Origin of the sequence: Acetobacter fabarum (genome assembly GCF_022483405.1) — a bacterium.
In the GTDB taxonomy this organism is placed as follows: domain Bacteria; phylum Pseudomonadota; class Alphaproteobacteria; order Acetobacterales; family Acetobacteraceae; genus Acetobacter; species Acetobacter fabarum.
The window spans coordinates 130,001-148,886 of the sequence record NZ_JAKVNI010000001.1; the positions used below are offsets into that span (position 1 = coordinate 130,001).

The following is an 18,886-nucleotide window of genomic DNA, read 5'->3' on the forward strand; positions in this document are numbered from 1 at the left end:
ATCCCGTGGGTGCACAAACAGGCCTACAGTTTTGGCCTGGCCCACGCCACGGGTGGCAAGACTTGCGGCCTGCTGCGGCGTTACACAGCGTGGGGAGCGATCAAAAAAAACAAAGCCAATCCAGTCAGCTCCGTGTTCCACGCAGGCATCAAACCCCGCTTCCTCCGTAAGGCCGCAGATTTTAACACCTGTGTGTAAACGCCCGGGCATGTTCAGCTTTCCAGTTCCGCCATAATGGCAGCAGCCGCAGCAGCAGGCTGTGCAGCCTGCGTTATGGGGCGGCCAACCACAATCCAGTCTGCGCCTGCATCCCTCGCCTGAGCGGGGGTCATGACCCGCTTCTGGTCGCCTTTTGCTGCACCAGCGGGACGGATGCCGGGCGTCACAATAACCGGGGCACTTCCCAGATCATCACGCAGCACATCCAGCTCATGCGCGGAACAGACAAGGCCATCCATACCAGACTCAACAGCCAGCTTGGCCAGACGGCGCACCTGCGCCCGCGCGCCATCCATAACCCCGGTTTCCGCCAGTCCCTGATCATCCAGACTGGTCAGAACCGTAACACCCAGTAGCAAAGGCCGCTGCCCTTGGGGAAAAGCCTCATCACAAGCGGTGCGGGCCGCTTCCATCATGGCGCGACCGCCAGAAGCGTGGAGGGTAAGCATACGCGGCCGCAGGTGCGACAGGGAGCGCACCGCTGCACCAACCGTATTGGGAATATCGTGCAGCTTCAGGTCCAGAAACAGTGGTGCCCCACCGGCAACATCTGCCACAGCCTGAAAGCCGGCAGCGTAAGTAAACTCAAGCCCCAGTTTGATGATGCCGGACACGGGCGCTACATCCTGCACCCATTGGCGCGCCTGAGCAGGGTCCTGCGTATCCAGAGAAACAATAAGGCCGGTGCGCCGGGGTGTATTAGACATTGGAGTGCTCTTCGCTCCCTGCAGGGTTAAGCTGTGGTGTAACAACAGGCTGCACATCAGGAACAGGCACAACGGGAGGCGCGCGGTTAGCCAGCATGGCCCGCACCTGTGCCAGTTGTGCCTCCAGGTCCCGGACCTGCTGTTCGGCCTTGCGCGCCCTGCGCCCCTGCCGGAACTCGACCACCCACAGGCAGAATGCTCCAAGCAGAAAAGCCAGAGCCCCCACACTCAGTGCAAGCACACCCAGCGAGCACTTCCAGCTATATGTGAGCATCCACATATCCAGCGGGTCCTGATTACTGGCACTGAACACAACAAGTGCAAGCAGGAACGGTACAACAATTATGAGCCTGATCATGATGATGTGGTAGCCCTATCCTACGCAAAGAACAAGAATGGCAGACAAACCAGCCGCAAGGCAGCCTGTACCACCCTACCACGGTCTTTTACCCGCGTGTTGGCATAAACACATATCCCGCCCGGCCAAACACTCTCCCCCTTTACGCAAGAGCCTTTCTGCGTTTCTCTGCCAGAGGTTCAGGCAAAGACAGCAACAATGACGGATAAGGAAGACACAGCCATGCTGGTTCTGACGCAGGGTGACCCGGCCAGTATTGCGCCCGAAATTACCGCCGCGGTCTGGCAGGCCCTCCGCCAGAACGGGCCTGCTTTTGTATATGTGGGCGATCCCGCCCTGCTGGAGCGGCGCGTGCCGGTACAGACCATTCGTTACCTGTCTGATGGCGTAGATGTATTTGGCCACGCCCTGCCGGTGCTGCCCCTGCATCTGGCAACGCCCCCCGCACCGGGGGAGCCGGACCGCCGCAATGCCGCCAGTGTTCTTGAGAGCATTCGCCTTGCCACGGAACTCACCCTGAGCGGGGAGGCCTCGGCCATGATCACCAACCCGATCAGCAAGGAGGTTGTGCAAGGATCAGGCTTCCGGCACCCCGGGCATACGAGCTATCTGGCAGAACTCTGCCAGACACCGGGGGATGAGGTCATGCTTCTGGCTGGCCCTTCGCTCAAGGTCGTGCCCATTACCGTGCATGTGGCACTGCGGGATGCCATTGCCCAGCTTTCCACCGAACTGATCATCCACACGGCCCGCACGGTTGCTGCCGGTCTGCAACGTGACTTTGGCCTACGCCACCCCAGACTGGCCTTTGCGGGCCTGAACCCCCATGCAGGCGAACACGGGCTCATGGGGCATGAGGAACAGGAGATTATTCTCCCCGCCATAAATACCCTGCGCAATGAAGGGCTGCACGTAAGCGGCCCCCTGCCGCCGGATACCATGTTCACCCCCCATGCCCGCGCGCAATACGATGTTGCCCTGTGCATGTACCATGATCAGGGGCTGATCCCGCTCAAGACACTGGATATGGCCGAAGGCGTAAACGTAACCCTTGGCCTGCCCATTATCCGCACATCGCCAGACCACGGGACGGCATTTGACATAGCAGGCCAGAACAAGGCAGACCCACGCAGCCTGGCAGCGGCCATAAAGCTGGCCGCAACACTGGCCGCGAACAGAAGGAAAAATGCATGAGACCGGCCATCAGGCTTGGCGTCAACATTGACCATGTTGCCACCGTCCGTAACGCCCGTGGGGGCCAGCACCCCGACCCCGTAGCCGCTGCCCTGCTGGCCGTGCAGTCCGGAGCAGATGGCATAACAGCCCACCTGCGCGAAGACCGCCGCCATATCCGTGATACAGACCTTGAGCGCCTGCGCACCGAGGTAGACGCCCCCCTGAACATGGAAATGGCCGCAACGCAGGAAATGCTCGGCATTGCCCAGAACCTGCGCCCCCATGCCTGCTGCCTTGTGCCCGAACGCCGCGAGGAGCTGACAACCGAAGGCGGGCTGGACGTAGCTGGCCAGTCCTCGGTGCTGACACCCAAGGTCCATGCACTCAAGGGCTGGGGGATCCGGGTGTCCCTATTCATAGACCCCGACCCCGCACAGATTGCCGCGGCAGCCGCCACAGGCGCGCAGGTAGTAGAACTGCATACCGGCGCTTATGCACAGGGTCGGGCGGGAGAACTTGAACGCCTGCAACAGGCCGCCGCACAGGCAGCCAGCCTTGGGTTGGAAGTGCATGCAGGCCACGGCCTGACTTACGAGAATGTCGGACCTGTTGCAGCCCTTACCCCTGTGCGGGAACTGAATATCGGCCACTTCCTGATCGGTCAGGCCATTTTTGACGGGCTGCCAACGGTTATCCAGACCATGCGCACCCATATAGACAAAGCAGCAGGACACTAAATGGAAGAGCAGGACTACAAGACGCCAAAAGCGCTCATGGCTGCGGTTGTGGGCATGGGGGTGCTGATTATTGTCGGTGTGGTTGTTCTGGTAGGCGTGGTCATCCACCGCATGAACGCCCCCCACCAGCCTGCCCTTGCCAGTGCCATCCCGCTAACGGATGCCCGCAACGCTCACCTTGCCCTTGGGCCGGACGAGCACATGCTGGCCATAACCCGCGTGCATGATGACCTGCTGGCCATCCAGATTGCGAGCAAGGAGCACGAGCGGATCATGCTATGGAATGTGGCTACCGGGCAGGTTCAGCCCGGGCTGGAAGCCACACAGCCCTGATGCGCTAATGCCTGCGCCCCCTCCCCCGTTTACGCCAGATGGCAGCCTGAACGCACTGGGCCTGATGAGCGGCACATCGCTCGACGGGGTGGATGCCGCCCTCATCCGCACGGATGGCCTATCCGTTACCGCCCATGGCCCATCGCTGACGTTGCCTTACCCCGCGCATATACGCCAAAATCTGCGCGACCTGCTTGATAGTGCACCGACCCTTACCCCCGATAGTGCCGCACTCAAGGAAGCGGAACATGCCCTGACACTGGTGCATGTGCAGGCCGTGCAACGCCTGCGCGCGCTTGCCCCGGACTGGGCGGTGGATGTTGTGGGCTTTCATGGCCAGACCATTCTGCACCAGCCCGGCCGCACATGGCAGATCGGGGATGCCGCCTGCCTCTCTGCCCAGACTGACCTGCCCGTGGTGCATGATTTTAGAAGCGCTGATGTTGCCGCAGGGGGAGAAGGGGCCCCTCTGGTCCCGCTTTACCACGCGGCCCTGCTCCGTAACCGACCTTACCCCGTTGCAGCGCTCAATATCGGTGGCGTTGCCAACCTGACCCTTGTCACCCGTGACGGGCACATTCTTGCGTGTGATACCGGACCGGGGAACGCCCTGCTGGATGACTGGGCCTACCAGCACACCGGCATACCGTGCGACACCAATGGCCAACTGGCGCTCCAGGGTACCGCCGACCTGGCTCTGGTGGACCGCCTCCTTGCGCATCCCTTTTTCCATAAACCTGCCCCCAAATCGCTCGACCGTATGAGCTTCCATTCCGCTCTGGCGCAGGTCGGGGCACTGGGTGCGGCGGATGGGGCAGCAACGCTTACCGCCTTTACTGCACAGAGTATTGCCCGCACCCTGCTGCCAGAACAGCCAAAGGAATGGTTTGTTTGCGGGGGAGGCAGGCACAACCCGGCCCTTATGGCAGCACTGGCCCAAGCCCTGCCCGGCACCCTGCACCCGGCAGAACAGCTTGGCTGGAACGGAGATGCACTGGAAGCTGAATGTTTTGGCTTTCTGGCGGTGCGCAGCCTTGCGGGGTTGCCTCTTTCCCTCCCCACCACAACGGGTGTACCGTCGCCCCAGACAGGTGGGCGGCTGAGCTGCATGAGCATTACGCCGTGGGGGCGTCGGCTCTGGCCAGATGCACACACGACCAGCCCTCCCCCACCCCATTCAGACTGACAGGAAAGACCTTCTTGATGAAACGTTTTTTCGCGCTTTGCATTCTTTTGCCCAGCCTGGGTTACGTGGCCGTGCACCACACTGCCGCAGCTCAGACCATGCTGGATAACAGCGCCCAAAAAGCATCACCTTTTGTCAAGGAAACGCTCAAATCGCTGACAACGCGTTTTCCCAGCGCACACCCCAAGTTCCGCAAGCTGAGCGTACATACCAACAGCGACAAGAAACAGGTCGTCTGCGGACAAGTCAGCCTGAGCGAAAACAAGGCTCCGGCTGAAGACAGTTTCCTGTCCTTTGGTGCATCGGAAGATTCGGAACAGCCGGTTGTGTACGAGGCCCGGCCCATTCCCAGCACACTGGACTCGCGCGAGACCAACCAGTGGATCAACCATGGTGCTGATCTGGAAGAACTGGAGGAGCTTGGCTGCGTGCCAGAAGGCAGCTACCGCCAGTACGGCGACAGCCTGAACAAGGTGTTGCAGGAACACAAGATCAACACCACACGCTAACCGCTTCTGCCCCTGCTTATGACGTTCGCGTTATAACAGGGGCATACCTGATGCGCAAAAAACACAATTCTGATTATACTCGCCTGAAATCGCTTCAGGCGTAATTGACATAAGCCGGTTTCCATCGGCATGGTCAGCCGGTTGCGAACAAAAATAACAAAATAAGCCGGTCTCACGAAATGAAATATCTTAATTACCTCCTTCTGCTACCCTTTTTGGGTTTGCTCTGGACGCCGCTGTATGATCGGCACGACCCGGTCCTGCTCGGGTTTCCCTTCTTTTACTGGTACCAGTTCGCCTGGGTTCCGGTGACATCCGTCCTGATCTGGGTGGTCTGGAAAAAGGGTAACCGCGCATGAGCACGATCAATCCGTGGGCGCTTGGCGTCTTTATCCTGTTCTTTGCCGCAACCATTGTGATCGGGTCTTCCATCCAGTGGATACGCGGGATGTTCAGCAAAAAAAACACGGCCACCTCGCATGAGGAATGGTCGCTGGGCGGGCGTGGGTTTGGCCCCTGGGTTACGTGGTTTCTGGTCGGTGGGGATTTTTACACGGCCTATACCGTTATTGCCGTGCCGGCACTGGTTTACGCCGCAGGCGCTTACGGTTTTTTTGCGCTGCCCTACACCATTATCGTGTACCCGTTCATTTTTATCGTTATGCCCAAACTGTGGAAAATCGCGCGTGAAGGCGGGCATGCCACGGCGGCCGATATTGTGCGTGCCCGCTTTGACAGCCGCGCGCTGGAAGTTGTGGTTGCACTGACCGGGCTTGTTGCCGTCATGCCCTATATTGCCCTGCAGCTTATTGGGATCCGCACCGTTATTCAGGCACTTGGGCTGCCGGGGGACCTGCCCCTGATTATCGCCTTCCTGTCCTTGGCGGCTTATACGTGGCTGGGTGGGCTGCATGCCCCGGCCCTGACAGCGTTTATCAAGGACATCATGATCTATATTGCCGTGCTTGTGGCAGTTACGGTCATTCCGCTGCACACCGGCGGATATGGAGCACTTTTTACCTCGGTTGAACATGCGCAGAACATGCTCAAACCCGGTCAGGGTCTGCCTTACGCAACGCTTGCCCTTTCCTCCGCACTGGCAGCCTTTTTGTACCCGCACACGCTTACGGGTATTCTGGCATCCCGCTCGGCGGACACCATCCGCCAGAACGCGGTCTTCCTGCCCATTTACACCATTGTGCTGGGCCTAATTGCCATGCTGGGCTTTATGGCGCATGCCGCTGGGATTATCACAACCAATAACTCCATGGTTGTGCCCATGCTGTTCCAGAAAGTGTTTCCTGCATGGTTTGCGGGCTTCTGTCTGGCGGCCATTGCTGTTGGCGCCCTTGTACCCGCAGCCGTTATGGCTATTGGGGCAGCCAACCTTGTCACCAGCAACCTGCTCCCCACACAGGAAAACCCTGTGCGTACCAGCCGCCTGACCTCGCTTGTGGTCAAGCTGGGCGCTCTGGTGTGCGTGCTGTTTTTGAATGCACAGTTCGCCATTGACTTCCAGCTCCTTGGCGGCGTGTTCATTCTGCAGACCTTTCCCGCACTTATTCTGGGTCTGCTCAAAATACGCTTTTCCGCCACGGCCATGCTGGCAGGCTGGCTGATTGGCACCGTGTTTGGGGTCAGCCTGTGCTGGATGGATGGGCTTAAGCCTATTCACCCGGTTAACTTTGGCCTGTTCTCGGGCAATGTTTCCACGGGTCTGCTGGCCCTTGGGGTCAATGTGATTATTGTTGTTGTGGTTTCGGCTCTCTATCCAGCCAAAAAGACAACCATCGTGGCAGAACACGACAATGTGGAAGAACCGGCCTAAACACCGGTCCACACGCTACACAGCAAAAAGGGATGCTCCCGGCAGGGCGCATCCCTTTTTTATGGCTATACAACTGGCGCGGCCTTACAGGCTTAGCAGAATAGCCGGAGCGGCTTTTCCCCCACCGGGCTGAAAAGTCCTGACCTGCTCACGCACGACGTCATACAAATCTATGCCGCACCGGCGGGCAGGTTCGGCCATCTGCTCATAAATCTCTTCCAGCAGATAGGTTTTCTGGGCATCACCGCTCAAAAGCAGGGGGGACCGCCGGTTACTCTGGCACAGGTTTAAAAAGGAGCGTAACGCGGCCTCGCCTTGCGGCTCCAGCCCGGCGACCGTGCTGGCGAAAAAGTCCACTTCAGCGTTCAGCCCCACAAACACCCCCCGAAAAACCGAGCGTGGCACCTGGTAGCTGATCAGGGCAGGAATACCACCAATAAGCATAATATCCTGTGCGGAAGGGGGCATGGGGGCTGTCTGGCTCCTTGCAAGCGGGGGCAGTGTTTGGCAATGCTGATAGCATTCTTCTGTCCTGTGCCAAAGAGTGTGCGGGGTCGCAAACGGTTTTCATCAGGAGCCGCCATGACACACCCCCAGCCCCCTGCCAGACAACTGGACCTCCTGCTGCCAGACAACCGCTCCGCGCGCGAGGTGCTGGAGCCCGGTGCCCTGCTGCTGCGCCAGTTTGCCACATCCTCAGCCACCATTTATTTACAGGCTTTGCAGGCGGTGGCCGAACTGGCACCTTTCCGCCACATGCACACCCCCGGTGGGGGCACCATGTCCGCCGCCATGACCAGTTGCGGAGCACTGGGTTGGGTCAGCTCCGCGCAGGGCTACGCTTACACGCCTGTGGACCCGCTAAGCCAGCAGCCATGGCCTGCCATGCCTGCCAGCCTTTTTGCCCTTGCACGCAACGCCGCGCAAACAGCCGGGTACCCCGGTTTTACCCCCAATGCCTGCCTGCTCAACTGTTACCAGGATGGTGCCCATATGGGACTGCATCAGGACAGGGATGAAGGAGATATGACGCAGCCCGTTGTTTCACTCTCGCTCGGGCGAACCGGTCTTTTTATGTGGGGTGGCCAAAACCGGCGTGACAGGGTGCGCACCTTTGCGCTGGACCATGGGGATGTACTGGTCTGGGGTGGACCCGCGCGCCTGCACTACCACGGCATTAAAGGGCTTGCCCCTGCCCCACACCCGGTAACGGGGCTGACGCGCTATAACATCACCTTCCGCCATGTTGCGGCCCCTTCCTGATCCTTTATTCTGGCCCGGAGCAACTCAACATGCCCTTGCGCACTCTGCTGACCCGCCGCAAAGCCCTGCATGCTGGGCTGGCACAGGCCACTTGCCTTGCGGGCCTATGCCCCCCGGCTTATGCCCAGCAAACTCAGCCTGCCCCGTTTGCCCCGGTGGAAGAGATTTTCCGCAAGGCCATACAGAATGGCAAAATGCCCGGAGCCGTTGCCGCCATAGGCCATGAAGGCCGCATGGTATGGCACGGTGTTTTCGGCCAGCGCAGCCTGCTCCCCCCCGCAGAAGCCATGACATGGGATACCATTTTTGACATGGCCTCCCTGACCAAGGTTCTGATAACAGCACCTTCCATCATGCAGTTTTATGAGCGAGGCCTTATCGCGCTGGATACACCGGCCAGCCATTACCTTCCCGCATTCGCGGCTAATGGCAAGCAGGACATTACCATCCGCCAGCTTCTCACACATTATTCCGGGCTTGCGCCAGATCTGGACCTGAGCTTTGCATGGCAGGGCAAGCAGACAGGGGTGCGGATGCTCATGAATAGCGCCCCCCAAACCCCGCCGGGCGAACAGTTTGTTTACAGTGATCTTAATTTTATAACGCTGGGCCTGATTGTGGAGCGCCTATCCGGCCACCCCCTTGCCGCGTATGCCATGGAGCATATTCTCAAACCCCTTGGTTTACACAATTCTTTTTTTCTTCCTGCATCATCATACCAGAACACTATCGCGCCCACACAGTATGATGAAAACGGACATATGCTACGCGGGGTTGTGCACGACCCAACAACCCGACGTATGGGCGGGGTGGCAGGGCACGCGGGACTATTTTCCTGCGCGCAGGATACAGTCTCTTACGCACAAGCCCTGTTGAACAAACTGGCCGGCCTGCCCTCGGCTTTTCCTCTGCGGGCAGAAACCCTGTACCTTATGTCCACCCCCCAGCAGCCCGCAGGCAAAACCAACCTGCGCGGGTTGGGGTGGGATATAGCAACCCACTACTCCACGGCCCGTGGGGCTTACTTTCCTTCCTCCTCTTTTGGCCATACCGGTTTTACCGGCACGTCCCTCTGGCTGGTGCCCAATACCCGTAGCTTTGTGATGATTCTGACAAACCGCGTACACCCGCAAGGGCAAGGCAATGTGGTGGCCCTGCGCAGGGATGTGGCAACTGCCGCGGCACTGGCTTTGCGCGCGTTCGGGCCTTAAAAACCCGGTTTATCGCCATTTATCATGGCATACAGAGCTGGTGTGTTATTCCTGCATCACTTCATGGTTATATTCGTTCATATATAGGTTTATGTGTGACCGTATATAGACAAGCCCCCGACTCACCCGGCAAAACAGGCATCAATTTTATACCCCTCCTTATCCCGGATGAGCCTGATCCATGCACGCACGTTTCCATACATTTTTCGCCACCGGAACATTTAGCGCGTTGTTGCTAACTACGTCCGCGCTGGCCGCAGAACCTGTGGCACCAGAGCAACAGAACACCACCGGCAAGCAGACTTCCATCAAGGCATCCGCCTCCACCACCCCAAAAACCGCAGCACCCAAAACAGCCAAAACCATGGCCCCCATTGCCGGGATTCTGGACGGCTCGAACGGTGAAACCGTAAACGTGCATGGCCACCACGCCGCAGACGGCACCAGCGCCAAATACATGAACAAGATTGTCTACCTTGGCCCGCTGGGAAACCGGGATACACTGGATACGCCTTACTCCGTTATGGGGGTGCCGCATGACGTTGTGGTTAACCAGCAGATCCGCAACATTAATGACATGGCACAGTATCTGCCGTCTGTTCAGCTTGAAATTCGCGGGGACCCCAATACCTCCCGCCCGCAGTCGCGCGGGTTTGAAGCCGATGTGTGGTCCAACTCCCGTCTGGATGGGTTGAACGTGGTTTCCACCACCCCTTATGCAGGGGAATGGGTGGATAACCTGCAGGTTCTCAATGGCCTGTCCGGTGCAATGTATGGCCCCCAGAACCCTGCCGGCATGTTTGAATACACGCTCAAACGCCCCACAGACCGACGGACCGAACGCCTGTCTGTTGGTGTAGATTCCATCGGCACACCTACGGTTAACGGTGATATTTCAGGCCGGGTTGGCAAAAATGGCTGGTTTGGTTACCGGCTGAACATGCTACACGCCAATGGCACGGCCTACACACAGGGCAGCTGGATCCGGCGTGAGATGGTCAGTGCTGATTTTGACATCCATCTGGATGAAAAAACGGTCATTGAGCTTGATGCCAGCCATTACACGTTTGTAGAACGCGGGACCGCCCCGGGCTTTGCCGTGCAGGAAACGCCTACAAAAGCGATTCCGTCCTATGTCAGCTCCCTCCCCACTGCTCCGGACCTGAGCAAGCCCTATCTGGGGCAGGACTGGAGCGGCTACAATATGGAAACCAATACGTTTCTGGCCAAGATCAAGCATGAGATCAACAAAGACTGGAGCTTTACACTCGGCGGATTGTACCAAGACGCCGCACGCCAGTCTTTTGCCTCAAACGATACGCTTATCAATAACACCGGGGGTTACACCCAAACGGTCACGGCAGCTGCAACAGCTAATGATTTCCGTACCGGCAGTAACATGGCCTACTTCAACGGGCGTGTTTACACAGGCCCCGTCAAGCATGATCTGGTAATTGGTACAAATGGCTACATGTCAGGGACCTATAACCCGACCACCCCTGGCACCGCGGTCAGCACGGTAACAGCCGCCGACCACGCCAGCATCTACAACCCCATCAAGGTCAACGGCAAACAGCCTTACTACCATGGGCGCTGGGAATCAGGGCGCATTACCACACAGTCTTTTATTATTGGGGATACCCTGACCTTTAACAAACACTGGTCAATTCTGGGCACACTGGGCTGGAGCTGGATAGACCAGAGAGGCCCCAAGAGCAAAGTCGTGCCCAGTCCTTTGGAAAAATCCGTTCAGGCCAGTGCTGCTTTTAGCCCGACGGTTAGCCTGCTCTATAAACCCACCGATAACCAGACCCTGTACTTCACGTATGCCCGCTCGGTTGAACCGGGTGCGGTGGCCAATGCCTCCAACTCCAACGCGTATCAGACACAGCCTTTGATCCGCCCGGAAGAATATGAAGTCGGCTATAAACTCCGTTACGGGAAAATGCAGTTTAACGTTGCAGGTTTCCGCATGACATCAAAATACGCGGCAAGCTACTGCCCCAACGGTTCCACCTGCACCAACCCCGTGAGCGGAGCGCAGCTGCCGCTGGAATATGGTTATGTTGGAACACAGCGTAACTACGGTGTGGAAGCCCAGATTTCTGGCGAAGTATTGCCCAACCTGTCCGTTCTGGCTGGTGTCACCTGGCTGGATGCCGAGCTTATTAACAGCAAGGAAAGCAAATATAATAATAAGGAAATTATTGGGGCAGCTCCGCTACAGGCCAACATGCTGCTGGACTACCGGCTGCCTGCCTCGCTTGGTTCCTTTGCTTCTGGCTGGGCGTTCAATGCCAATGTGCATTACATGGGCAACCGTGCAGCAAACCTGACAAATACGCTCCATACAGGATCCTACACCACGCTGGACCTGGGCACGCGTTATGCCTTTAATGTCGTCAAGTTCCCCTGGGTTGTACGCTTTGGGGTGAGCAACGCGACAAATGAGCGCTATTGGGCATCGGTTTTTGCAGGCTCCCCCGGTGCAGTGTCCAATACACCTGAGACACTCTATGCCGGCCTGCCCCGCATCTACCACTTCACTCTTTCCATGGAGTTCTAAGCGGTTCAGGGTTGGGTAGGTTTTCCCCTACTCAACCCCGTTTGCAGGCAGCCCGTTTACGTGCGTAACCCTGCACCGCATGCACAACGGTAAGAACGTTTACCTTTGGCAGCCAGATTACCTAAAAACGATTATCCTTCCAGATTAACCGTTTTTGCCTGCCGTTCCATCCACTTCTGGGCGGAAACTTTGCGGGACGCATCGAGCATCCGGTAAAGGGAAACCATATCCCGCTCATCGGGCGAGACGATCAGATCAATATCTTCCTGCACGTAGCCTGTCAGAAACACTTCTGGTTCCACGTGCAACAATGCTGCCAGTTTGGGAATATGCTTGCGCGCACTTCCCTCACGCCCTGTTTCCCAGAATGCTATGGCGGGGCGGGAGACACCGAGTGCATCGGCAACCTGCTGCTGTGTAAGACCGGCAGTTTTGCGAAGAATTTTGATTCTCTGACCAAGTTCAACACCCGGCGAGATAACATTGTCCCGTTGAGCCATCTTAATTCCTCCATTTTACCACGCCGTGGCAGAATGCTTTTGCCGGAAAAATTCGCACCATATTTAAAAATGCACAGAGTGCGCGCTGCTCTGCCTCAAATCATATCCATGAGAAAAGCAGGTAACCAATAAAGTGGTGCATACCTGTTATAGTCATAACACAGGATCAATCATGTGCAACAAATTACGGGGCGTTAATTTTTCAAAGCTCTATTTTGTGGTCACATTCCTGTGTGAGCGAGATTTATTTTGGCGCTCAAAATAATAAAATAAGTGTTATTTTTTGCTTTATTCAGTGATGTGCTCAGGAAGAATAAAATACGGCACACAGGTTTGCAGCCTTGGAGCGGCCACAGCACCTGCATGACTTATGCTTTAAAAATAACACTTCGCTGCCTGCTCCACATAGCTCGACCCGTGCAGTGACTCGGCTGAATCCCTACTGCACTGGCCCCGTATGCGAGCGTTGGATAGTGCTGCCCTTTTACTCTGCCCGCCCCGGGTTTGTATGACGCAAGGAGTGTGCAAGAAAATTACCCACGCCCTGCAAGGCCATAACCAGAGCGATTAGAACAGCCACCACCCCGAACATGACCGTGGTGTTGAAGCGCTGATACCCATAGCGGATTGCCAGATCACCCAGCCCACCTGCGCCTATGGCCCCGGCCATGGCAGATGCGCCCACAAGCGTTACCAGCGTAACCGTAAAGCCCGAGATTAGCCCCGGCAGACTTTCTGGCAGCAGCACATAGCGTACCACCATCCACCGAGTGCCCCCCATGGCCCGTACGGCATCGACCAACCCGGTATCCACCTCCCGCAAAGACACTTCGGCAATACGGGCAAAATAAGGAATGGCCGCAATGGACAAAGGTACAATAGCAGCCGTTGTACCCAATGCCGTGCCAACCACCATGCGCGTGAAGGGAATAAGCAGCACAAGCAAAATAATAAACGGTACAGCCCGCACCGCATCCACGACCCCACCCACCAAGCGGGATAACAGCGGCAGAGGATACAGCCCCGAAGGGGAGGTAAGAACAAGCAGCACAGCCAGCGGCAGGCCGCCAGCAACCGCCAACGCTCCGGAGGCCAGAACCATTTCCAGTGTTTCAGCCGTGGCGCGCCAGAGCAGATCAAGAATGAGCCGGGACATATCCAATTACCTCGGCTGCACAGGCATGCGCCTGAAGAGCGTTCATGGTTGCGACGGAAAGACCATCTGTTTGCACCACCACATCCACCAGTTCCTCCCTTTCCGGGTTGGGGAGGGTGTGCAGCAGGGCAAAACTGGCCCGGCACTGTTGTTCCAGCGTGTGGAGCAAAGGGGTAAACACTGCCTGTGTGGCCACGGTCAGGCGCACAATGGCGTGGCTGCCATCCTGCGGGGTCTGGCTGAGATTAGGCGGCAGAACAGCGGCCAGCTGGTTGGCATCCAGAATATCGGCCGGTTTGCCACGGCTCACAATGCGCCCTTTTTCCAGCACAAGCACCTGCTGCGCCAAACTGCGCACGACATCCATCTCATGCGTGATAAAAACAACGGTCAGGCCCAGCACACGGTTAATATCGGCCAGAAGCGCCAGAATTGTCTGGGTTGTCTCCGGGTCCAGCGCCGAGGTTGCTTCATCACACAGCAACAGGGCCGGGTGGGCAGCCAATGCCCGTGCAATGCCAATACGCTGCTTTTGCCCGCCAGAAAGCATAGCCGGATATTTGCCCGCGTGGTCCGCCAGCCCCACAAGGTCCAGCAGTTCCATCACACGCTTGCTGCGCTCGGCCTTGGGCATACCGGCAATTTGCAACGGCAAGGCCACATTGGCCGCAATGGTGCGCGAGTTAAGCAGGTTGAAGTGCTGAAAAACCAGCCCGATCCTGCGCCGTAGCAGAACAAGCTTTGCCTCGGGCAGGATAGCCATATCCTCCCCTTCCAGCAGTATTCTGCCAGACTGGGGGCGGTCCAGACCGCTCAGGCACCGTAAAAGCGTGGATTTACCTGCCCCTGAGCGGCCAATAATACCCAGCCGCTGCCCCTTGGGCACCGTAAACGAAATATCGTGCAGGGCAGGCTGGCCGCCAAAGGAACGGTTAAGGCGTTCGACTTCTAAAAGGTTCATGGCCAGGATGGCAGCACAGCGCCATGAAACGCCTTGTCCAGAGCCTGCCGCACATTGGGCTGCTGATAGGCGTGCACCAGCTTGGCAACCCACGGAGCGGATTTATCGGCTTCGTTCACGGCTATAATGCAGATATACGGGTTATTATCGGCTGTTTCCTGCGCAATGCGTGTTTTTTCAATATCCACGCCAACCTTCTTGGCCCAGTCCGTATTAATTATCGCGCCATCCAGATCGGTCAGGGCACGCCCCACCACACCGGCATCAAGCTCACGGATACTGATGTTATGGGGGTTTTCCGTAATATCGAGCGCTGTTGGGGTATTCCCTGCATCCGCCGCGAGTTTGATCAACCCCAGTTTTTGCAGCAGAAGCAGGGCGCGCCCTTCGTTTGTCGGGTCATTGGGTACGCCAATCACAGCCTTGTCTGGCAGGTCGGCAACAGATTTCCAGCGTGTTGAGTAAAGCCCGATCGGTGCCACGTAAGTATGCCCAACCGACACAATGCCATACCCCTTGGCTTTGTTCTGGGCATCCAGAAAAGGAGTATGCTGGAAGGCGTTGGCATCCAGCTCATGCTCTGCCAGCGCTTCGTTCGGAGCGTTGTAATCTGAAAAAGTAACCAGCTTGAGTTCCAGCCCATCCCGGGCGGCATTGGCCGCCACCACGGGCCACACGTCCTCATCTTCCCCTGCCATAATGCCTACGCGCAGAACCTGTGGCGCGGCATATGCGGTCTGGCCCGCCAGAGCACATGCCAACGCCATGCTCCCAGCCAGTACAGCCCGACGGGAAAGAAGGAAAGAAACCATCGCTGACAAACCCCGCTATAAGGAATGGGAAGAGACAACACAATAAATCACTATCAGTTCTGCTTGAATAAAATATAGCACCCGATTGTCAAGTTTATTTGTAGTGTCCCACCCCCATGATCCGCAAAGGTAATACGGTTTTTACCCGGAAGCACTCCGCATAGACCTTTGCAAGCCCGTTACCCGATATAAGCCAGCCCTTCCGGCAAAAGCTTGCCGGGGTTGAGAATATTCCGTGGGTCCAGAGCAACTTTTAATGTTCGCATCACCTCAAGGGATTGCGCGCCATGTTCTCGTTCCAAAAACTCCAGCTTGCCAACCCCTACGCCGTGCTCTCCACTGCATGAGCCATCAAGTGCCAGTGCGCGCGCAACAATTTTGCGGTCAAGCTCCAGAGCCTTTGCACTCCCTTCAGGCGTATCTTCCGTCATGATCAGCGTATGAAAATTACCATCCCCAACATGGCCAAGAATGGCAACCTGTAACCCGGATGCTTCAATATCGGCCTTAACCCCCACAATAAGGGGAGCGAGCTGAGAAATAGGCACGATGCAATCCGTGCTGATCACCCTAAAGCCCGGATAAAGTGCCTTAACGGCCCAGAAAGCGTTATGCCGCGCCTTCCACAACCGGGCCCGTTCATCGGGTGTGTCTGCCCAGGCAAAGCCAAGGCCGTTATTGTCCCCGGCCAGAGCTTCGGTCACCTCCACCTGCTCCCGCACGGAAGCGGGGGCACCGGCAAATTCAAAAAACAGGGTAGTAATCGGCCGCAGTTCATCCAGCCCGGAATAGCGGATGCTGGCCGCCATCTGCACATCGTCCATCAGTTCCACGCGCGCAATTGGCACCCCGGCCTGAATCACTTCCACCGCCGTGCGGACCGCATCTTCCAGATTTTCAAACTGGCAGATCGCAGCCGAAAGCTGCTCGGGAATACCGTGCAGGCGCAACTGGATTTCCGTAATAATGCCCAAAGTCCCTTCTGACCCGATGAACAGGGAGGTCAGGTCATACCCGGTGGAGGATTTTCTTACCCGTCCACCAGTTTTTATGACCTCTCCATTTGCCATAACCACTGTCAGACCAAGCACGTTTTCTTTCATTGTGCCGTAATGCACTGCTGCGGTGCCCGAAGCACGGGTTGCACACATGCCCCCTAACGTGGCCTCACCACCCGGGTCCACGGGGAAGAACAGCCCTGTATCACGCAAACGGATATTGAGCTCCTGCCGGGTTAAGCCTGCCTGCACGCGGCAGTCCATATCCTCCGCATTCACCTGCAGAACCCCGGTCATTCTGGACAGGTCGAGGCTCACGGCATGTTCAGGCGGCGTAACATGCCCTTCCACCGATGTACCAGCCCCAAAGGCCACAACAGGCACATAGGCCCCGTGGCATATGCCCAGAACGGTCGAGACATCTTCCGTTGTTTCGGCAAACACAACCGCTGCGGGCAGGCGCGCCAGTTCCAGCGCTTCGCCATGGCTGTGCGCTTCACACACAGACTGGTTGGTGGAGACCTTGTCCCCCAGATAATCCTTCAATTGCGCCAAAACAGCAGAAACACGCGCCGCTGCATGGGGAATAAAAGAAACGTTAGGCATTTTTTCTTCCCCAGTCTTTACTGAAAAAATCTACTTAGTCCGGCTATAAATATCATCAAAACGCACAATGTCATCCTCACCCAGATACGAACCGGACTGAACCTCGATCAGGGTAACAGGCATGCGGCCGGGATTTTCAAGCCTGTGCAGACTGCCCAGTGGCAGATAGATACTCTCGTTCTCCCGCACAATCACCTGCTCCACACCACGCGTGACAAGGGCTGTGCCTTCCACAACCACCCAGTGTTCGGCCCGATGATAATGTTTTTGTAACGAGAGTTTCTGCCCCGGCTGGACGACAATTTTTTTGACCTGAAAACGATGCCCTGCTGTCAAAGCCTCATAATGCCCCCAGGGCCGATAGGTCAGACGATGCGTGTCCGCTTCGGGCATATTGTTTTTTTTCAGGTTTTGCACAAGGATTTTAACATCCTGCGCCCGGTCCTTACTGGCAACCAGCACCGCATCCTGTGTTGCCACAACCACCAGATTATCCACGCCCAGAACCGCTGCAAGCAAACCATCGGTACGCACGTAAGACTGACCTACATCTTCTAGCAGCACGTTGCCATGTGTCACATTGCCCTGGGCGTCCTTGTGCCCCAATTCCCACAAGGCGTCCCAACTCCCCACATCCGACCAGCCGAAACTGCCGGGCACAACGGCTGCCTTATCCGTGCGTTCCGCCACGGCATAATCAACCGAAATATCGGGAGAGCGGGAAAAACTGTCCGGGTCCAGTCTTTCAAAATCCATATCTGTCTTACGTTTTTGCACGGCCTCTTCAACACAGGCATACAGGTTAGGTTCGTAACGCTGCATCTCGGCCAGAAAAGTCGCGGCACGGACAACAAACATGCCCGAATTCCACAAATACCCCCCCTGCGCCAGAAAAGCGGCTGCCTTGCCCTTGTCCGGTTTTTCCACAAACTGGGTGACGGAATAAACTTCGGGCATGCCCGCAAGAGCTGCACCTTGTTCAATATACCCGTAGCCTGTTTCCGGCCGGGTTGCGGCCATGCCAAAGGTGACCACATAGCCTGCTTTGGCTGCCGCCACGGCATGTTCAAGAGCAACATGCAGTTTGTTTACATCCTGAATAGCCGCATCCGCAGCCATGACCCACAACACGGCATCGGGGTTATGTTCGGCCACAACAAATGCGGCGGCGGCAATGGCCGGAGCCGAATTACGGCCAACGGGCTCCAGAATAATCCGGGCATCGTGGATACCCACACCGCGAAGCTGCTCGGCAATAACAAAGCGGTGCTCGGCATTACAGACAACAACCGGGGCCGCCACCCCTTTGGCCTGCCCCCGCAAAGCCGTATCCTGCAAAAGTGTAAAGTCGGTTAACAAGGACCAGAACTGCTTGGGAAAGCTCCCGCGCGAGACGGGCCACAACCTGCTCCCAGCCCCACCAGACAGAATAACCGGCACAATATCGGGCATGCTCTCCTGCTCCGGGCTACCACCGGTTCCGTCTTTGTCACCAACCATGCTCGTACCCCCAAGCCTTACGGCGCGCTATAGCCCTCCTTCTTTCCGTAATACAGGCATACGACTATGACAATCATTCCTGATCCTCTCCTAGTGAGAAGGCAAAAATATTTTTCCTATACATTGGGAACTAACTTTTATTTTCTCATAAACTCTATTTTGTTTATATATAATTTTATTTTAATAATTCAGATAAATTGACTTTTTTATTACAATACCACCAAATAACTGGATTGAAATATCATGCCAAACCATTGCCG

Annotated in this window: 20 protein-coding genes (1 of these 20 only partly in view); 10 read left to right on the top strand and 10 right to left on the bottom strand. The window is 56.9% G+C overall.

The features are described from left to right. The 3 genes in view from LKE65_RS00675 to LKE65_RS00685 are tightly spaced (at most 2 nt apart) and all read right to left on the bottom strand, a layout consistent with a single transcriptional unit that may run on beyond the window. A protein-coding gene (locus tag LKE65_RS00675) for a phosphoribosylanthranilate isomerase (RefSeq protein WP_278740010.1) crosses the window boundary here: on the bottom strand, window positions 1–210 show its start. Its footprint begins 435 nt before the window's first position; the window shows 210 of its 645 coding nt (coding positions 1–210); the start codon lies at window positions 208–210; its stop codon lies off the left edge, out of view. A 2-nt stretch (window positions 211–212) separates the two neighbouring features. After that, entirely contained in the window at window positions 213–926 is a 714-nt protein-coding gene (gene pyrF, locus LKE65_RS00680) for an orotidine-5'-phosphate decarboxylase (RefSeq protein WP_095350309.1), read from the bottom strand. Continuing rightward, window positions 919–1,284: a lipopolysaccharide assembly protein LapA domain-containing protein gene (locus tag LKE65_RS00685; protein ID WP_095350308.1), complete on the bottom strand. Its 366-nt coding sequence runs from the start codon at window positions 1,282–1,284 to the stop codon at window positions 919–921. The genes pyrF and LKE65_RS00685 overlap by 8 nt, the downstream gene beginning before the upstream one ends. Before the next feature lie 222 nt (window positions 1,285–1,506). Here LKE65_RS00685 and pdxA point away from each other — a divergent pair, with 222 nt between their 5' ends. The 7 genes from pdxA to LKE65_RS00720 all read left to right on the top strand — a co-directional run bounded on the left by pdxA (window position 1,507) and on the right by LKE65_RS00720 (window position 7,053). Then, window positions 1,507–2,478 carry a 4-hydroxythreonine-4-phosphate dehydrogenase PdxA gene (pdxA, locus tag LKE65_RS00690; RefSeq protein ID WP_278741715.1) on the top strand — a complete coding sequence of 324 codons (972 nt, stop codon included), beginning with the start codon at window positions 1,507–1,509 and terminating at the stop codon, window positions 2,476–2,478. Then, window positions 2,475–3,197 carry a pyridoxine 5'-phosphate synthase gene (locus LKE65_RS00695; protein WP_278740017.1) on the top strand — a complete coding sequence of 241 codons (723 nt, stop codon included), beginning with the start codon at window positions 2,475–2,477 and terminating at the stop codon, window positions 3,195–3,197. The genes pdxA and LKE65_RS00695 overlap by 4 nt, the downstream gene beginning before the upstream one ends. Further along, window positions 3,198–3,530, top strand: coding sequence for a DUF6476 family protein (locus tag LKE65_RS00700; protein WP_278740018.1), 333 nt, complete (start codon window positions 3,198–3,200; stop codon window positions 3,528–3,530). 7 nt (window positions 3,531–3,537) lie between these two features. Then, on the top strand, window positions 3,538–4,716 hold the full coding sequence (locus LKE65_RS00705; RefSeq protein ID WP_278740019.1) for an anhydro-N-acetylmuramic acid kinase: 1,179 nt from the start codon (window positions 3,538–3,540) through the stop codon (window positions 4,714–4,716). A gap of 17 nt (window positions 4,717–4,733) precedes the next feature. Next, entirely contained in the window at window positions 4,734–5,225 is a 492-nt protein-coding gene (locus LKE65_RS00710; protein WP_278740020.1) for a hypothetical protein, read from the top strand. A 179-nt stretch (window positions 5,226–5,404) separates the two neighbouring features. Next, window positions 5,405–5,584, top strand: a complete 180-nt coding sequence (locus LKE65_RS00715; protein ID WP_086645726.1) for a DUF3311 domain-containing protein — start codon at window positions 5,405–5,407, stop codon at window positions 5,582–5,584. Continuing rightward, window positions 5,581–7,053, top strand: a complete 1,473-nt coding sequence (locus LKE65_RS00720; protein ID WP_278740022.1) for a sodium:solute symporter family protein — start codon at window positions 5,581–5,583, stop codon at window positions 7,051–7,053. Before LKE65_RS00715 ends, LKE65_RS00720 begins: the two co-directional genes overlap by 4 nt. An 84-nt stretch (window positions 7,054–7,137) precedes the next feature. Here LKE65_RS00720 and LKE65_RS00725 read toward each other — a convergent pair whose 3' ends face one another. Next, a complete protein-coding gene (locus tag LKE65_RS00725) occupies window positions 7,138–7,521 on the bottom strand; it encodes a hypothetical protein (protein ID WP_086645724.1) in 384 nt (127 codons plus the stop codon). A gap of 114 nt (window positions 7,522–7,635) precedes the next feature. On the opposite strand from LKE65_RS00725, the gene alkB reads away from it, so the two are divergent. The 3 genes from alkB to LKE65_RS00740 all read left to right on the top strand — a co-directional run bounded on the left by alkB (window position 7,636) and on the right by LKE65_RS00740 (window position 12,093). After that, the gene (alkB, locus tag LKE65_RS00730) at window positions 7,636–8,316 is read left to right on the top strand and encodes a DNA oxidative demethylase AlkB (RefSeq protein ID WP_278740023.1); all 681 of its coding nucleotides are present in this window, start codon (window positions 7,636–7,638) and stop codon (window positions 8,314–8,316) included. Between the two features lie 29 nt (window positions 8,317–8,345). After that, a complete protein-coding gene (locus LKE65_RS00735) occupies window positions 8,346–9,527 on the top strand; it encodes a serine hydrolase domain-containing protein (protein ID WP_278740024.1) in 1,182 nt (393 codons plus the stop codon). A gap of 181 nt (window positions 9,528–9,708) precedes the next feature. After that, window positions 9,709–12,093, top strand: a complete 2,385-nt coding sequence (locus tag LKE65_RS00740) for a TonB-dependent siderophore receptor (protein ID WP_278740025.1) — start codon at window positions 9,709–9,711, stop codon at window positions 12,091–12,093. Between the two features lie 131 nt (window positions 12,094–12,224). Here LKE65_RS00740 and LKE65_RS00745 read toward each other — a convergent pair whose 3' ends face one another. The 6 genes from LKE65_RS00745 to LKE65_RS00770 all read right to left on the bottom strand — a co-directional run bounded on the left by LKE65_RS00745 (window position 12,225) and on the right by LKE65_RS00770 (window position 18,626). Further along, complete coding sequence (locus LKE65_RS00745; protein ID WP_095350300.1) at window positions 12,225–12,593, bottom strand: helix-turn-helix domain-containing protein; 369 nt, start codon at window positions 12,591–12,593, stop codon at window positions 12,225–12,227. 484 nt (window positions 12,594–13,077) lie between these two features. Continuing rightward, window positions 13,078–13,749 carry a methionine ABC transporter permease gene (locus tag LKE65_RS00750; RefSeq protein ID WP_278740027.1) on the bottom strand — a complete coding sequence of 224 codons (672 nt, stop codon included), beginning with the start codon at window positions 13,747–13,749 and terminating at the stop codon, window positions 13,078–13,080. Further along, window positions 13,730–14,710 (bottom strand): methionine ABC transporter ATP-binding protein, encoded by a 981-nt coding sequence (locus LKE65_RS00755; protein WP_278740028.1) that lies wholly within the window; start codon window positions 14,708–14,710, stop codon window positions 13,730–13,732. The genes LKE65_RS00750 and LKE65_RS00755 overlap by 20 nt, the downstream gene beginning before the upstream one ends. Then, window positions 14,707–15,522, bottom strand: coding sequence for a MetQ/NlpA family ABC transporter substrate-binding protein (locus tag LKE65_RS00760; RefSeq protein WP_278740029.1), 816 nt, complete (start codon window positions 15,520–15,522; stop codon window positions 14,707–14,709). Before LKE65_RS00760 ends, LKE65_RS00755 begins: the two co-directional genes overlap by 4 nt. 179 nt (window positions 15,523–15,701) lie before the next feature. Beyond that, window positions 15,702–17,126: an FAD-binding oxidoreductase gene (locus tag LKE65_RS00765; RefSeq protein ID WP_278740030.1), complete on the bottom strand. Its 1,425-nt coding sequence runs from the start codon at window positions 17,124–17,126 to the stop codon at window positions 15,702–15,704. Window positions 17,127–17,156: 30 nt separating this feature from the next. After that, on the bottom strand, window positions 17,157–18,626 hold the full coding sequence (locus tag LKE65_RS00770) for a mannose-1-phosphate guanylyltransferase/mannose-6-phosphate isomerase (protein WP_278740031.1): 1,470 nt from the start codon (window positions 18,624–18,626) through the stop codon (window positions 17,157–17,159). Window positions 18,627–18,886: the final 260 nt, after the last annotated feature.

What these genes read in the sequence shown, in the direction of transcription:
- pyrF (WP_095350309.1), bottom strand. Translation starts at nt 926, where the DNA reads ATGTCTAATACACCCCGGCGCACCGGCCTTATTGTTTCTCTGGATACG.
- LKE65_RS00685 (WP_095350308.1), bottom strand. Translation starts at nt 1,284, where the DNA reads ATGATCAGGCTCATAATTGTTGTACCGTTCCTGCTTGCACTTGTTGTG.
- pdxA (WP_278741715.1), top strand. Translation starts at nt 1,507, where the DNA reads ATGCTGGTTCTGACGCAGGGTGACCCGGCCAGTATTGCGCCCGAAATT.
- LKE65_RS00695 (WP_278740017.1), top strand. Translation starts at nt 2,475, where the DNA reads ATGAGACCGGCCATCAGGCTTGGCGTCAACATTGACCATGTTGCCACC.
- LKE65_RS00700 (WP_278740018.1), top strand. Translation starts at nt 3,198, where the DNA reads ATGGAAGAGCAGGACTACAAGACGCCAAAAGCGCTCATGGCTGCGGTT.
- LKE65_RS00705 (WP_278740019.1), top strand. Translation starts at nt 3,538, where the DNA reads ATGCCTGCGCCCCCTCCCCCGTTTACGCCAGATGGCAGCCTGAACGCA.
- LKE65_RS00710 (WP_278740020.1), top strand. Translation starts at nt 4,734, where the DNA reads ATGAAACGTTTTTTCGCGCTTTGCATTCTTTTGCCCAGCCTGGGTTAC.
- LKE65_RS00715 (WP_086645726.1), top strand. Translation starts at nt 5,405, where the DNA reads ATGAAATATCTTAATTACCTCCTTCTGCTACCCTTTTTGGGTTTGCTC.
- LKE65_RS00720 (WP_278740022.1), top strand. Translation starts at nt 5,581, where the DNA reads ATGAGCACGATCAATCCGTGGGCGCTTGGCGTCTTTATCCTGTTCTTT.
- LKE65_RS00725 (WP_086645724.1), bottom strand. Translation starts at nt 7,521, where the DNA reads ATGCCCCCTTCCGCACAGGATATTATGCTTATTGGTGGTATTCCTGCC.
- alkB (WP_278740023.1), top strand. Translation starts at nt 7,636, where the DNA reads ATGACACACCCCCAGCCCCCTGCCAGACAACTGGACCTCCTGCTGCCA.
- LKE65_RS00735 (WP_278740024.1), top strand. Translation starts at nt 8,346, where the DNA reads ATGCCCTTGCGCACTCTGCTGACCCGCCGCAAAGCCCTGCATGCTGGG.
- LKE65_RS00740 (WP_278740025.1), top strand. Translation starts at nt 9,709, where the DNA reads ATGCACGCACGTTTCCATACATTTTTCGCCACCGGAACATTTAGCGCG.
- LKE65_RS00745 (WP_095350300.1), bottom strand. Translation starts at nt 12,593, where the DNA reads ATGGCTCAACGGGACAATGTTATCTCGCCGGGTGTTGAACTTGGTCAG.
- LKE65_RS00750 (WP_278740027.1), bottom strand. Translation starts at nt 13,749, where the DNA reads ATGTCCCGGCTCATTCTTGATCTGCTCTGGCGCGCCACGGCTGAAACA.
- LKE65_RS00755 (WP_278740028.1), bottom strand. Translation starts at nt 14,710, where the DNA reads ATGAACCTTTTAGAAGTCGAACGCCTTAACCGTTCCTTTGGCGGCCAG.
- LKE65_RS00760 (WP_278740029.1), bottom strand. Translation starts at nt 15,522, where the DNA reads ATGGTTTCTTTCCTTCTTTCCCGTCGGGCTGTACTGGCTGGGAGCATG.
- LKE65_RS00765 (WP_278740030.1), bottom strand. Translation starts at nt 17,126, where the DNA reads ATGCCTAACGTTTCTTTTATTCCCCATGCAGCGGCGCGTGTTTCTGCT.
- LKE65_RS00770 (WP_278740031.1), bottom strand. Translation starts at nt 18,626, where the DNA reads ATGGTTGGTGACAAAGACGGAACCGGTGGTAGCCCGGAGCAGGAGAGC.